Annotated in this window: 16 protein-coding genes; 9 read left to right on the plus strand and 7 right to left on the minus strand. The window is 68.5% G+C overall.

Annotation, left to right across the window (positions count from 1 at the left end; genetic code table 11):
• Positions 1-9 precede the first annotated feature (9 nt).
• The 5 genes from HUN07_RS03085 (at position 10) to HUN07_RS03105 (ending at position 4,291) form a co-directional block, all read left to right on the plus strand.
• Positions 10-789: a 2-keto-4-pentenoate hydratase gene (locus HUN07_RS03085; RefSeq protein WP_174907860.1), complete on the plus strand. Its 780-nt coding sequence runs from the start codon at positions 10-12 to the stop codon at positions 787-789.
• Positions 786-1,256 (plus strand): RidA family protein, encoded by a 471-nt coding sequence (locus HUN07_RS03090; protein ID WP_174907862.1) that lies wholly within the window; start codon positions 786-788, stop codon positions 1,254-1,256. Before HUN07_RS03085 ends, HUN07_RS03090 begins: the two co-directional genes overlap by 4 nt.
• Positions 1,253-1,774, plus strand: a complete 522-nt coding sequence (locus tag HUN07_RS03095; protein WP_174907864.1) for a 3-hydroxyanthranilate 3,4-dioxygenase — start codon at positions 1,253-1,255, stop codon at positions 1,772-1,774. Before HUN07_RS03090 ends, HUN07_RS03095 begins: the two co-directional genes overlap by 4 nt.
• 3 nt (positions 1,775-1,777) lie before the next feature.
• Complete coding sequence (locus tag HUN07_RS03100; protein ID WP_114721093.1) at positions 1,778-2,782, plus strand: amidohydrolase family protein; 1,005 nt, start codon at positions 1,778-1,780, stop codon at positions 2,780-2,782.
• 165 nt (positions 2,783-2,947) lie between these two features.
• The gene (locus tag HUN07_RS03105; protein ID WP_114721091.1) at positions 2,948-4,291 is read left to right on the plus strand and encodes an MFS transporter; all 1,344 of its coding nucleotides are present in this window, start codon (positions 2,948-2,950) and stop codon (positions 4,289-4,291) included.
• Positions 4,292-4,350: 59 nt separating this feature from the next.
• Here the strand turns inward: HUN07_RS03105 and HUN07_RS03110 are convergent, their stop codons facing one another.
• The 4 genes from HUN07_RS03110 to HUN07_RS03125 form a co-directional block, all read right to left on the minus strand.
• A complete protein-coding gene (locus HUN07_RS03110; RefSeq protein ID WP_174907866.1) occupies positions 4,351-5,283 on the minus strand; it encodes a LysR substrate-binding domain-containing protein in 933 nt (310 codons plus the stop codon).
• A gap of 113 nt (positions 5,284-5,396) precedes the next feature.
• Positions 5,397-6,254 (minus strand): alpha/beta hydrolase, encoded by an 858-nt coding sequence (locus HUN07_RS03115; protein WP_114721087.1) that lies wholly within the window; start codon positions 6,252-6,254, stop codon positions 5,397-5,399.
• A 161-nt stretch (positions 6,255-6,415) separates the two neighbouring features.
• The gene (locus HUN07_RS03120; protein WP_005515884.1) at positions 6,416-7,090 is read right to left on the minus strand and encodes a Crp/Fnr family transcriptional regulator; all 675 of its coding nucleotides are present in this window, start codon (positions 7,088-7,090) and stop codon (positions 6,416-6,418) included.
• Positions 7,091-7,303: 213 nt separating this feature from the next.
• The gene (locus HUN07_RS03125) at positions 7,304-7,585 is read right to left on the minus strand and encodes a hypothetical protein (protein WP_114721085.1); all 282 of its coding nucleotides are present in this window, start codon (positions 7,583-7,585) and stop codon (positions 7,304-7,306) included.
• 175 nt (positions 7,586-7,760) lie between these two features.
• On the opposite strand from HUN07_RS03125, the gene nth reads away from it, so the two are divergent.
• From nth to marP, 4 genes are read left to right on the plus strand one after another with little or no spacing between them, the layout of a single operon-like run.
• Complete coding sequence (gene nth, locus HUN07_RS03130; RefSeq protein ID WP_114721380.1) at positions 7,761-8,441, plus strand: endonuclease III; 681 nt, start codon at positions 7,761-7,763, stop codon at positions 8,439-8,441.
• A gap of 5 nt (positions 8,442-8,446) precedes the next feature.
• Positions 8,447-9,115 (plus strand): TlpA family protein disulfide reductase, encoded by a 669-nt coding sequence (locus HUN07_RS03135; RefSeq protein ID WP_174907868.1) that lies wholly within the window; start codon positions 8,447-8,449, stop codon positions 9,113-9,115.
• Positions 9,112-9,876 (plus strand): NUDIX hydrolase, encoded by a 765-nt coding sequence (locus HUN07_RS03140; protein WP_174907870.1) that lies wholly within the window; start codon positions 9,112-9,114, stop codon positions 9,874-9,876. The genes HUN07_RS03135 and HUN07_RS03140 overlap by 4 nt, the downstream gene beginning before the upstream one ends.
• On the plus strand, positions 9,873-11,063 hold the full coding sequence (gene marP, locus HUN07_RS03145; RefSeq protein WP_174907872.1) for an acid resistance serine protease MarP: 1,191 nt from the start codon (positions 9,873-9,875) through the stop codon (positions 11,061-11,063). Before HUN07_RS03140 ends, marP begins: the two co-directional genes overlap by 4 nt.
• Positions 11,064-11,089: 26 nt before the next feature.
• On the opposite strand, the gene HUN07_RS03150 is transcribed toward marP, so the two are convergent.
• Genes HUN07_RS03150 through nhaA form a run of 3 tightly spaced genes read right to left on the minus strand, consistent with a single transcriptional unit; the run spans position 11,090 to position 13,836 of the window.
• Positions 11,090-12,025 carry an alpha/beta fold hydrolase gene (locus HUN07_RS03150; RefSeq protein WP_174907873.1) on the minus strand — a complete coding sequence of 312 codons (936 nt, stop codon included), beginning with the start codon at positions 12,023-12,025 and terminating at the stop codon, positions 11,090-11,092.
• A gap of 19 nt (positions 12,026-12,044) precedes the next feature.
• The gene (locus HUN07_RS03155; RefSeq protein WP_174907875.1) at positions 12,045-12,569 is read right to left on the minus strand and encodes a phage holin family protein; all 525 of its coding nucleotides are present in this window, start codon (positions 12,567-12,569) and stop codon (positions 12,045-12,047) included.
• Positions 12,570-12,627: 58 nt separating this feature from the next.
• Entirely contained in the window at positions 12,628-13,836 is a 1,209-nt protein-coding gene (gene nhaA, locus HUN07_RS03160) for a Na+/H+ antiporter NhaA (protein ID WP_174907877.1), read from the minus strand.
• Between the last annotated feature and the right edge of the window lie 167 nt (positions 13,837-14,003).

A 14,003-nucleotide genomic window follows, 5' to 3' on the forward strand; every position in this document is an offset into this window, starting at 1 on the left:
CGAGGACTGATGGAAACGAAACCACTGGACAGCAACGAGATCCAAGCGCTGGCCCGGCGCCTGGACGACGCTCAGGTCGGCGTGCACGACACCCTCAGCCTCGCCGACGACGTCGCCGTGGACATCGACGACGCGTACCGCATCCAGGAGTCGCTCATCGGCTTCCGCTGCGGGCGCGGCGAGATGCTCCTCGGTGTGAAGCTCGGCTTCACGAGCAAGGCGAAGATGGCCCAGATGGGTGTCTCCGATGTGATCGTCGGCCGGCTCACCGATGCGATGTGCGTCGATGACGGCGGCGACGTCGACCTGCACCGCTTCATCCATCCCAAGATCGAGCCCGAGATCGCGTACCGTCTCGCGCGCGACGTGGACGTCGACGATCCGACCGTCGACATCGAATCCTGCGTCGACGCCGTCGCTCCCGCGATGGAGATCATCGACTCCCGCTACCGGGACTTCCGCTTCACCTACACCGATGTCGTCGCCGACAACACCTCTGCGGCCGCGTACGTGATCGGCCCGTGGCAGCCGATGCGGGGGGTCGGCGACCTCGTGGTGCGGCTCGAGGCGGGCGGCGAGTCCGTCACCGGCTCGACGGCGGCGATCCTCGACGATCCCGTCAACGCGCTGCACGCGCTGCTCGACATGAGTCGACGCCGGCAGATTCCGCTGCGGGCCGGGGACGTCGTCCTCGCCGGTGCTGCGACGGCGGCGATCCCGTTCGCCGCGGGCACCGCACGGTGCGACGTCGAGGGTCTGGGCAGTGTCACGGTGAAGGGAATCGCATGAGCGACAACGCAGCCAAAGTGATCGAACGCCTCGCCACCCCGCGCGGACGGTTCCCGCACGTGAAGGTGGCCGGCGACTTCGTGTACGTCTCGGGCACCAGTTCGCGTCGGCCGGACAACACGTTCGTCGGCGTCGAGGTGGACGAGATGGGCACCACCAAGCTCGACATCCGGGCCCAGACTCGCGCCGTGATCGAGAACATCGAGGCGATCCTCGCCGAGGTCGGTGCCGAACTGAGCGATCTCGTCCAGGTCACGTCGTACCTGGTCTCGATGAACGACTTCGGTGGGTACAACGAGGTGTACGCCGAGATGTTCGACGAGACCGGACCCACCCGCACCACGGTTGCGGTGCACCAGCTTCCGCACCCGCACCTGCTGATCGAGATCCAGGGCGTGGCGTACCTGCCCGCCGACCGTCGCAAGAACATCATCACCACCGCCGCAGACTCGGAGGACCACTCGTGACCCGTATCCCGCCCGTCATCGACTTCCAGAAGTGGATCGCCGAGAACCGCCACCTGCTCGCGCCGCCGGTCAACAACCAGACGATGGCGCTCGGTGACGACTTCATCGTGCAGGTCGTCGGTGGACCCAACCAGCGCACCGACTACCACCTCGACCCGTACGAGGAGTGGTTCTACCAGCTCGAGGGCGACATCCACGTCGACGTCATGACCGAGGACGGACCCGAGCGGGTCCACATCCGCGAGGGCGAGACCTGGTTGCTCCCCGGCAACCTGCCGCACTCGCCGCAGCGGCCCACCGCGGGTTCGATCGGCCTGGTCATCGAGCGGGTGCGCCGCGAGGGCACGCTGGAGAAGTTCCAGTGGTACTGCCTCGAATGCAACCACCTCATCCACGAGATCGAACTGCAGGTGCGCGACATCGTCGCCGACCTGCCGCCCGTGTTCGTGCAGTTCTACGAGGACGAGCAGGCGCGCACGTGCGACAAGTGCGGCGCCCTGCACCCCGGAAAGGGCTGACGAGTGTCCGGCATCATCGACATCCACACGCACTACGTCCCCAAGGGGTGGCCCGACCTCACCGCGGACGCCGGGCCGGAGGCGCCGTGGCTGCGGGTCGAGAGCGAGTCCGAGGCCGTCATCATGATGGGCTCCAAGGAGTTCCGTCGGATCCAGGCCGACGCGTGGGACGCGGAGACCCGGCTGCGGGACATGGACGCCGACGGTGTCCGAACCCAGGTGGTCTCGCCGACGCCGGCGTTCTTCAACTACGGACGCACCGGCGAGCAGGCCGCCCGCATCTCGCGGATCTTCAACGATCTCGCGCTCGAGATCGTCGCACCCGCCCCGGACCGGCTGATCCCGTTCTGTCAGGTCCCGCTGCAGGACGCGGACGCCGCCTGCCGTGAGGTGGAGCGCAGCGTCGCCAACGGGCACCGCGGCGTGGAGATCGGCAACCACGTCGGTGACCGCGACCTCGACAGCGAGGGCGTGGTGACGTTCCTGCAGCACTGCGCGTCGCTGGACGTCCCGGTGTTCGTGCACCCGTGGGACATGGACTCGTCGCCGCGCCTGAACCGGTGGATGGCGCAGTGGCTCACCGCGATGCCGGCCGAGACCCACCTGTCGATCCTCGCCCTGGTCCTCGGCGGCGTCTTCGACCGCATCGACGAGCGACTGAAGATCGGATTCGCGCACGGCGGCGGATCTTTCGCGTTCTGGCTCGGACGGATGGAGAACGCGTGGCATCGGCGCAACGACATCATCGGTACGTCGGAGATGCCGCCGTCACACTACCTCGGTCGCTTCTATGTGGACTCCGTCGTGTTCGACGACCGCGCACTGCGCCTGCTGGTCGACACCGTCGGTGTCGACCGGGTGATGGTGGGCAGTGACTACCCGTACCCGCTGGGGGAGCGGCCGGTCGGGGAGGTCGTGCGCAAGAGTGAGTTCCTCGACGAGACCGCACGCAATCTGATCCAGCGCGGCAACGCCGAGCGGTTCCTCGGGCTCTCCGACATCGCCTGAGGCATAGCCAAATTGAGATACCCGGCGGCCGATTCGGCATTTGTGAGTCATGTCTCACGTGTGCAGAATCTTCCGTACAAGGCCGAATTGGCCGCCGGATTCTCCTGGCGAAGAACGGATCTCGGAGATCCGACCGCCTCCCCCGACACCCGATAGGTATCTGCGATGACCGACAGCACACCAGGCCGGGGCACCGCCCCCGTCGCGGCCGCGCGCAGCCGCGTCGCCATGGCGACCCTGGCCGGCACCACCCTCGAGTGGTACGACTTCTTCCTCTACGGCACCGCCGCCGCACTGATCTTCAACAAGCAGTTCTTCCCCAGCCTGAGCCCCACCGCCGGAACCCTCGCCGCGTTCAGCACGTTCGCGGTCGGATTCATCGCCCGCCCGCTCGGCGGTCTGGTGTTCGGTCACTTCGGGGACCGGATCGGCCGCAAGGCGACCCTCGTGGTCTCACTCGTGATGATGGGCATCGGATCGACCCTGATCGGCCTCATCCCGAACTACGACGCGATCGGCGTCTGGGCCCCGATCCTGCTCGTCGCCATGCGCGTCGTGCAGGGCATCGGACTGGGCGGTGAGGGCGCCGGCGCGACGCTGATGTCGATGGAACACGCCCCGGCCGGCAAGAAGAACCTCTACGCCGGGTTCCCGCAGATGGGCACCCCGGCGGGTCTGGTGCTCGCGAACGGCATCTTCCTCACCACCAGTTCGGTGATGTCGGACAGTGCGTTCGCCTCCTGGGGTTGGCGGATCCCGTTCCTGCTCAGCTTCGTCCTCGTCGCCATCGGTCTGGTCATCCGCCTGCGGGTCACCGAGTCGCCGTCGTTCACCGGGATCGTCGAGAACAACGAGGTGGCCAAGTTCCCGCTCCGCGAGGCGCTGAAGGTCGGCTTCCCCCGACTGTCGCTGACCCTGCTCGCGGTCCTCGCGAATTCCGCTGTCGCGTATGCCTTCATGGTGTTCTCGCTGTCGTACGGCACGCAGCACCTCGGCTACGACAAGCAGTTCCTGATCCTGAGCGTGACGGCGGCCGCGGTCCTGTGGTTCGCGTCTATTCCGGTGTGGACGAGGGTCGCCGACAAGCACGGCCGGCGCACCATGTTCATCGCCGGCTCCGCCGCGATCCTGGTGTGGTGCATCGTGTTCTTCCCGCTGCTCAACACCGAGAACTCCGTCGTCGCCGTGATCGCGTTCCTCGGCATGGGCCTGATCGTGCCCGTCACGCACTGCGTGCAGGGCAGCATCATCGCTGACACGTTCCCCACGAAGGTCCGGTACTCGGGATCGTCGCTGATCCTGCAGAGCGGAGCGATCCTGGGCGGTGGCCTGGCGCCGATGATCGCCACCGCGCTGCTCGACGCCACCGGATCGTCCACCGGCGTCACGTGGTACCTCGCGATCATCTGCGCCGTCAGCCTGTTCGGTGCCATCGCCCTGTTCCGGGTGGTGCCGGACTCGTCCCGCGGCCTGCAGCACGACGAGGCGCCGTCCGTCGTCCACGTCTGATCCTGTCGGGGGATTCGGAGCCGTCCACCTTTCCGGTGGGCGGCTCCGCCCGTTCCGGATCAGCCTCGCTGGGGCGCGATCTCGGCCGCGAACTCGGCGAGGAAGTCCACCAGCGCGGCCGCGGACGGGCTCAGCGTGCGACCGGCCGAGAGCGTGACCCCGACGCTGTGGCCGATCGGATCCAGCGTGATCGGCAGCGTGGTCAGCCGGGCGTCGTCCCGGGGGATCAGGCTCGGGAGCACCGCCACCATATCGGTCTCGAGCAGCAGCTGGCGCACCGTCAGGAACGACGTGGCCTCCACCCGGTTCTCCGGGAGGGAGAGGCTGTTCCGGGCGAAGAACTCCTCGAGCTCCCGACGCAGCGCGGTTTCCACCCCGGGCAGGATCCACGGGTACTGGGTGAGATCGCTCAGTCGGATGTCATCGCGACCCGCGAGTGGATGTCCCACGCGCGTCACGAGTTCCACCGACTCGGCGTACAACGTGCGCCGCACCGCCATCTCGTCGGTGGGGGAGGTGAGCCTGCCGACGATGAGATCGATACGCCCGGACTGCAGTTCGGTCAGCAGCATCTCCGGCGTGCCCTCGCGCACGATCACCGTCAGCAGCGGTCGCTCGTTCTTCAGTCTGGCGATCGCACCGGGCAGCAGCACGTTCGAACCCGCGAGATGTGTTCCGACGACAACGGTTCCGCGGTCGGCGTCCGCAAGCTCGACGACGTGCCGGCCGGCCTGGGTCAGTTGCGCGATGACCGCTCGGGCGTGCGCCGTGAACGCCTCGCCGAAGATGGTCGGGGTGATTCCCCGTGGGCCGCGGTCGTACAGGGACACACCGAGAATCGACTCGAGATCGTGCAGGCTGCGCGTCGCGACGGGTTGCGTGACGTGGAGTGCCGCGGCCGCGGCGACGACGCTGCCCTGACTGGTCAGCGCGTCGACGAGGAGCAGGTGGCGGAGCTTGAGGCGCCCGTCCAGCAGTTTGGGCATGTCCATGGTGGAATCCTAGCGACGACCGCATCCGACGTATACCGTCAGCGGTTTGGCGGTTGCGATGCGCAACTGTACTGCGGCGAGGCGGATTTCGAGGTCTCGGTGGTGCAGCGCCCTCAGGACGTGTGCTCGAGGCCCGCGAACAGCCCGAGCAGTGCGGTACTCAGAGCCGACGCGGGATCGGCGAGATCGAGGAACACGTCGTAATGATTACGGTCCGGGATCACCAGGAGTTCGCTCTCGGATCGACGGGCCCACGCGCTGTGGAACCTCCGACTCTGGGCGAGGAACCCGACGCCGTCGTGCTCGGCCACGGCGACCACCGCCCGCGGACCGACCCGGTCGGTCTGCAACATCGGGCTCAGCGCACTCGCCCGTGGGGTGTCGAGGCTCAACCACTCGTTCGCGAACGAGTTCACGAGTGGCCGGATGTCGAACAGTCCGCTGATCGGCATCGCCGCGCGGACCACGTCGTCCGGCAGACCGAGCGGATCCTGCCAGCCGGGGACCATCGTGGTGGCGGTCAGGTGGCCGCCCGCGGAGCTGCCGCCCACCACGATGCGGTTCGGGTCCAGTCCGTGCTCCGCGCCGTGGTGGTACACCCACGCGACCGCCGCTCGCACCTGCCGGACGATCTCCTCGAGCGGGGTGTCGGGGGCGAGGCCGTAGTCGACCGCGACGGTGGCGATGCCGGCGGCGTCGAGCATGCGCGCCATGAACGCGGTGTGGTGCCGCGACAGCGCCCGCCAGTACCCGCCGTGGATCGCCACGAACACCGGTCGCAGCCCGGTCCCCGTTCCCCAGACATCGAGGCGCTCGAGGCTGTCGGGGTCGTAGCGCAGATCCTGGCACCCGTCGAGCCCGTCGACGGCCTCGCGCGAGCGCTGCCGATACTCCTCGATCGTGGCATCGAACAGTTCGGCGGAGACGGTGTTGCGGACGTTGTAGTCCGCATCGATCTGCGGGTCGGTCATCCTCCCATCCTCTGGGGCGAAGCGAATGCCTGTCGAATGCGAAATCCGGGCAGAGGTATGACCGTGCAGCTATGGCTACTCGACCACAGAAACGACGAAGCCGCCCGGCCCCGGATGGGGACAGGCGGCTTCGGGTCGTTCGGTGCCGGTCGCTCGCGCGATCAGCGAGCGCGGCGCGCCAGACGCTCCGAGTCGGAGATCAGGACGCTCTTGCCCTCGAGCCGCAGCCAGCCGCGGTGCGCGAAGTCGGCCAGGGCCTTGTTCACGGTTTCGCGGGAGGCGCCGACGAGCTGGGCGATCTCTTCCTGCGTGAGGTCGTGCGTCACGCGGAGCGAGCCGGCCTCCTGGGTGCCGAAGCGCTGCGCGAGCTGCAGCAGTGCCTTGGCGACACGACCCGGGACGTCGGTGAAGATCAGGTCCGCGAGGTTGTTGTTGGTCCGGCGCAGGCGACGCGCGAGAACACGCAGCAGCTGCTCCGCGATCTCCGGGCGCTGGTCGATCCACGACTTCAGAGCGTCGCGGTCCATGCTCACGGCGCGAACCTCGGTGACCGTGGTCGCGGTCGACGTACGCGGACCCGGGTCGAAGATCGACAGCTCGCCGAACATGTCCGACGGACCCATGATCGTCAGCAGGTTCTCGCGGCCGTCCGGCGAACGGCGGCCGAGCTTCACCTTGCCGGAGACGATGATGTACAGACGATCGCCGGGCTCACCCTCGTTGAAGATGACGTGCCCGCGCGGGAAATCGACGGGCTGAAGCTGCTTGACCAGCGCAGCCACCGCCGAGGGCTCGACTCCTTGGAAGATGCCGGCTCTGGCCAGGACCTCGTCCACGTGCGCTCCTTTGGAAAAATCTGTTCATCAATGCAAGTTGCTGCACGTCGACTGAGGTCTCATGCAACGAGTACGAGAAGAAAGTCTACTTGGCATCGCTGTGGGACGAGTCACGGACACCACGTAGAGTTCTACAACTTTGCGAAAATCCCTCCCCGGACTGTTCGAGGAAGACACTCGAGGCCGATCGAATCGGCCGGCCGGCGCGCGGGATCAGCTGGCGCGGCGGGTGCTCTCGGGGTTTTCCAGGTCGTCCGTGTCGTCGGCGATCTCGGTCTGACCACCCTTCTTCCGGCGACGGTGGAAACGGGCCAGCGCGTGGGGGAATCCCTCGTTGGCCAGGGTCGCCACCTCGTCCTGGCTGGCCTGGTCGAGGAACTCCTCGACCTCCTGCTCGCGGACGGTGAGACGCCGAAGTCGGAACTCGACACGCTCCATCGCCAGCGCGAACAACATGAGCAGCACCGGGAACAGCACCACAGCCAGACCTTGCATACCGGGAAGTAAACACTGCGAAGGTCTCAGAATCGACACAGTCCGGAATCCGATCGGACGCCGGGTCCGTAGAGTTGTCGAGGTGCATGCGACCTCAGGAGACGACCCGAATCAGGGTGCGGGTGCCGCCGCGACAGGCGAGTCCCGGCTCGCGCTCGTGCGCCGGGCACGGCGGATGAACCGCCGCCTGAAGGTGGCGTTTCCGCACGTCTACTGCGAGCTCGACTTCACGACGCCGCTCGAGCTCACGGTCGCGACGATCCTGTCGGCCCAGTGCACCGATGTGCGCGTCAACCAGGTCACTCCGGCATTGTTCGCGCGCTACCCGGACGCCCGCGCCTACGCGGAGGCCGACCGGACCGAGCTCGAGGAGTACATCCGGTCGACCGGTTTCTATCGCAACAAGGCGAACTCGATCATCGGCCTCGGGCAGGCTCTGCTCGAGCGCTACGACGGCGAGGTGCCCGGCAAGTTGAAGGACCTCGTGGCGCTGCCCGGGATCGGTCGCAAGACGGCGAACGTCGTCCTCGGGAACGCGTTCGGCGTGCCCGGAATCACAGTCGATACGCACTTCGGGCGGCTCGTCCGGCGCTGGAAGTGGACCGAGGAGACCGACCCGGTCAAGGTCGAGCACGCGGTCGGGGCACTCATCGAACGCAAGGAGTGGACCGACCTGTCGCACCGGGTGATCTTCCACGGTCGCCGGGTCTGTCATTCGCGCAAGCCCGCGTGCGGTGTGTGCGTGCTCGCGAAGGACTGCCCGTCCTTCGGTGCCGGGCCCACGGATCCGGTTGCGGCGGCCGCGCTCGTGAAGGGCCCGGAGACCGAGCACCTTCTCGAACTGGCAGGCATGTGAGCGGTATGCGGATCTCGAATGCCGCGCGGTGGAGCCTGGCCGCGCTCGTGGTGGTGGCGGCGCTCGTCGTGGCGATCTGGCCGCGCGGCGACAGCGACGAACAGGAGATCGGGGACTACCCTGGTGCGGGCCGCTCGACGTCGCAGCAGGAGCGTCGGGCTTCGGACTCGCCCGAGGCCCTGGCCCCGCTGCGGGCTGAGGCCGCACTCGCACCGTGCCCCATGGCCGCCGGCCCCGCACCCGACGGTTCCGTGTTGACGGGCATCACGCTCGAGTGCCTCGGCGACGGCACCCGAGTCGACCTCGGTGCCGCGCTCGCGGGCAAGCCGGTGTTGCTGAACATCTGGGCCTACTGGTGCGGGCCGTGCCGGGAGGAACTGCCGTATCTCCAGCAATATGCGGACCGTGCGGGCGACGCGGTTACCGTTCTGACGGTGCACACCGATTCCAACGAGGCCAACGCGCTCGCCCGACTCGCCGAGTACGACGTGCACCTGCCCGGCGTCCAGGACGGTGCGGTGCGGGTGCAGGCGGCCGTCGGGTCGCCCGCTGTGCTGCCGGTGTCCGTGCTGATCCGTCCGGACGGCACCGTCGCGAAGATCCTGCCGCAGCCGTTCCGGAGCGTCGACGAGATCGCCGACGTCGTCCAGCAGTATCTCGGCGTCGCCGCATGAGCCTCTACCCGCAGTCCGGCGGGGCTCCCGAATGGCTGCGCGCGGTGACGAGCACCCTCCCCGCCGACCCCAACCGCGTCAACCCGGTGCTGAACCGACGGTCGCCGACGGGCGCCAGGGTGCGGCCCGCCGCGGTACTGGTGCTGTTCGGCGGCTCGCACGAGTCCGATCCGCTCGCCATCGGCGGGCTGCCCGCCGACGCCGACGTCCTGCTCACCCAGCGCGCATCGACGATGCGGCAGCACAGCGGGCAGGTCGCATTCCCCGGCGGTGCAGCCGACCCGGAGGACGACGGTCCCGTCGACACCGCGCTCCGGGAGGCGGAGGAAGAGACCGGCCTGGTGCGCAGCGGCGTCCAACCGCTCGCGACGCTGCCCGAGATCTTCATCCCGCCGTCCGGGTTCGACGTCACTCCCGTGCTCGCGTACTGGCGCGACCCCAGCCCGGTCGGCGTCGTGGACCCCGCCGAGGCCGAGCGGGTGGTGCGGGTCCCGCTGCGGGAGCTGATCGACCCGGACAACCGGTTCCAGGTCCGGCACCGCGCCGGCTACCAGGGCCCCGCGTTCGAGGTGGACGGAATGCTCGTGTGGGGATTCACCGCGGGCGTGCTCGCCGGGCTCCTGGCCGTGTCCGGCTGGGAACTCGAATGGGACCACCGCGACATCCGAGACCTCGATGCCACGCTCACCCAGGTGGACAGCGGACTGGAGAACACCGAACCCGGACACCTGCGTCCGGGTCGAGGAATGGGGGAGCGTTGAGCGGATCGGGTTGGATCGATCTGGCCGTGATCCTGGTGGCGCTGCTCGCGGCGTCGTCGGGGTGGCGGCAGGGTGCGGTCGCGTCGGCGCTCGCGTTCCTCGGGGTCGTGCTCGGTGCCGTCGCCGGCATCCTCATCGCACCGCACGTCCTGGTCCACGTGGACGAGGGCCGGATGCGGGTCCTCGCCGGCATCGCGCTGATCGTCGCGCTGGTCGTGATCGGCGAGGTCGCGGGCATGGTGCTGGGGCGGGCGGCCCGCAGCGGCATTCACAGCCCGGTGGCTCGGTCGGTGGACAGTTTCGTCGGCGCAGGACTGCAGTTGACCGCGGTGCTGGTTGCCGCCTGGCTGCTCGCGATCCCGCTCACCTCGTCGACCCAGGCCAATGTGGCCGGCGCGGTCCGCGGATCCAAGGTGCTCACCGCCGTCGACGACGTCGCCCCCGACTGGCTACGCCAGGTGCCCAGCGAGTTTTCGGCACTGCTCGACACCTCCGGACTTCCCGACGTCATCGGTCCGTTCGGCCGCACGCCGATCACGAACGTCGAGCCGCCGGACCCGAGTGTGCTCGCGAGCCCGGTGGCGCAGCGGCTGCAGTCGAGTGTCCTGCGGATTCGCGGCGTCGCACCGAGTTGTCAGAAGGCGCTCGAAGGCTCCGGATTCGTGGTGGGACCTGAGCGCGTCATGACCAACGCCCACGTCGTCGCCGGGACGTCGGCGGTCACCGTCGACACCGCCGACGGGCCGCTCGACGCCCGCGTCGTGGTGTTCGATCCGGCCGTGGACGTCGCCGTCCTCGACGTGCCGGGGCTGCGGGCCACGCCACTCACCTTCGCCCCCGAGCAGGCGCGGACCGGTGACAGTGCCATCGTCCTCGGCTACCCGGGCGGTGGGCCCTACACCGCCAGCGCTGCACGCATCCGTGAGGTTCTGGACCTGCGCGGCCCGGACATCTACCGGTCCGGCACGGTCGAGCGTGAGGTCTACACCGTGCGCGGGTCGATCCGTCAGGGCAACTCGGGTGGCCCGCTGGTCGATGAGAAGGGGCAGGTCCTGGGTGTGGTGTTCGGTGCCGCCGTCGACGACAGCGACACCGGGTTCGTGCTCACCGCCGATGAGGTCTCCCGTCAGCTCGACCTGGCCGGCCAGTCCACGGAAACGGTCGGGACCGGGGTGTGCATCGTCTGAGTCCGGGTGGCCTGTGCCGCCCGGGCTCAGCGTGAGGCGAGCGCGAACCGCGTCAGTTCCGCGGTGACCTCGTCGGGGGACTCCTGGTGTGCGAAGTGGCCGGCGCCCGCGATCCGGTGCAGTTGCTGTCCCGGCGCGTGCGCGGTGGACTGCTCGACGGTCCTCGCGAGGACGTAGCGGTCCAGCGTGCCGTGGATCTGCAGGACCGGGATCTGAACCTGCTTGTCCATCGCCGTCATGAAGCGGTGGCCGTCCGGGCGGAACTGGCTGCGGAACGCCCACCGCTGGTACTCCAGCGCCGAGTGCGCGACCCGGGGAATCTGGATCGCCGACCGGAGCCGGTTCGCCACGTCGGCGAACTGCTCCGACTGCGGCCACGCCGGACCGGATCGGGCGCGCAGGAGGCGTTCGACCTCGGCGCCGTCGTCGCGGACCAGTCGTCGCTCCGGCCGCCACGGCACCTGGTAATCGAGGAACGTCGGCAGCAGCGCGGACCGCTGTCGGCGGTCCTTCAGAACGGACTGCTTGAGCGCGATCGGGTGCGGCGAGCTGATCAGACCGATCGACCGCACGAGCCGCGGGTGCAGCAGTGTGGTCGCCCAGCAGACAAGTCCGCCGTCGGCGTGGCCGATGAGGGTGGCGTCGGTGTGGCCCATCGCCCGGATCAGTCCCGCGATGTCACCGGCGAGCGTCCAGCCGTCATAGCCGCGGGGCGGGGTGTCGGTGTCGCCGTAGCCGCGCAGGTCGACCGCGACGGTGCGGAAACCGGCGTCCGCGAGTGCGGGCAGCTGGTGGCGCCACGTCCACCAGAAGTCTGCGAAGCCGTGCAGGAGGACGACGAGCGGCGCGTCGGGGCGTGCGGGGCCGGTCTCCGCGGTGTGGATGCGGATGCCGTTCGCATGGATGTCACGATGCGTCCACGGTCCGTCGAAACGGACCGTGGACGGGTCGGGCTGTGTCACTGATTCGACCACCGCCGGATCAGCCGGCGGTGCCCGTTCCGGTACCCAGCGGGGACGCGCTGTCCGGGCGCTGGCCCGGCAGCACCGTCGCGGCCTGCTTGAGGGAGTCGATCGTCTTGTTCGGCGCGCGCACCTTGCGGACCCGCATGTAGCCGAGCAGCGCGAGGATGCCGGTGACGACCAGCATCAGCACGAAGACGATCAGGAACGACGCCCAGCGATCGAGCCACACGCTGAGCAGCTCCGCGAGGAAGAAAAAGAAGAAGAACGCGCTGAACACCAGCACGGCCAGCGCCAGGATGAAGAACAGGCTGCCCTGCAGCCCCTTCTTGACCTCGCTGGTGACCTCGGACTTCGCCAGCTCGACCTCGGCGCGGAACAGCGTCGACACCTGGGCGGTCGCGTCGCGCACCAGGGTGCCGATCGACGCGGTCTCCGGGTTGTGGAGGTCGGTGAGGGGAATCGAGGAAACCGTGGTCGGGACGCCGTCGCCGGTGAACCGGCCGCCGTCTCCCGTGACTCCGTTGCCGTTGGTGACGCTCACTTCTCGACCCCTCCAGGTTGTTCTGACGCGCTGGTTACTGCGACCCGCGAGCGGTCACTCACGAGCCCTCGGCAGCGGCGCGGGCCTGATGGACCCGTCCGCGTCGCAACAGTAGCGCCGATCCGAGCAGTGACGCAGCCAACGACGTCACGAGCACCGCGGCCTTCGCGATGTCCGCTTCGCTGCCGTCGCCGATACCCGCGAGAGCAAGATCGGCCACCAGAAGGCTAACGGTGAACCCGATCGCGCCGAGCACCGACAGGGCGAACATGTCGCGCATGCCCAGGAGTCGGGGCTTGGTCGCGATGCCCAGACGGATCGCGAGCCACGAGATACCGAAGATTCCGACGGTCTTGCCGACCAGGAGTCCGAGGATGATTGCCAGGCCGATGCGATCGGTGAACAGCTGCCCGAGGACCTGGCCGTTGATCGGGACGCCGGATGCGAACAGGGCGAACAGGGGCACGCAGATCGCCGCGGAGTACGGCTGCAGCCGGTGTTCGAGCCGGGTCGCGGGGGCGTACTGCTCGCCCGGATCGGTCCGGACCCGGGTGAGCAGGCCCAGCGCGACGCCGGCCAGTGTTGCGTGGATCCCCGCCTCGTGGACGCTGTACCAGGTCAGCAGGGCCAGCGGGACGTACAGCAGGGGTGTCGTGATGCGGCGCTTCTGCGCGTACCAGTAGACGACGAGGCACACGATCGCCGTCAGGATCCACAGCATCGCGATGGAACTGGTGAACAGCACCGCGATCAGCACGATCGCGAGCAGGTCGTCGACCACCGCGAGGCTGAGCAGGAACACGCGGGCGCTCGCCGGGATCCGCGAGCCGGTCAGCGCGAGCACACCGAGCGCGAAGGCGATGTCGGTGGCGACCGGGATCGCCCAGCCGCGGTCCATGCCTGGGGCGCCGGCGCCGACGACGGCCGCGATGATCGCCGGCACCACGACGCCGCCGCACGCGGCGATGATCGGCAGCAGCGCCTTCTTCCGGTCGGCCAGTTCGCCGACCACGAGCTCGCGTTTGAGCTCGAGACCAGCGACGAAGAAGAAGATCGCGAGCAGACCGTCCTGTGCCCAGGTGCCGAGGCTGAGGTTCAGGTGGATGGCGGCGGGGCCGATCTGCCAGTCCCGCAGTGACGTGTAAGCGTCGGCGAAGGGAGAGTTTGCCCACAGCACGGCCAGAGCGGCGGCGATCAGCAGGATGGACCCGCCCACCGTTTCGGTGCGGAGGTAGCGGGCGAGTTCGGAGCGTGCGGCAGAAATCAAGGAAAGCCTCTCACCTGGGGTTACGTCGGGTACGGCAAAGCTGTCGCCGACCAGACTTCCCGGCACTCCTCCTAGATCTTAACGGGTTCTTTGCAACCGTTCAGTCGGTAACCGTCGGTTGCGACTTCGTGTGCGCGCCGTGTTCAATTCCTAAGGTTTGGGATGGA

This window comes from Rhodococcus sp. W8901 (assembly GCF_013348805.1).
GTDB lineage: Bacteria > Actinomycetota > Actinomycetes > Mycobacteriales > Mycobacteriaceae > Prescottella.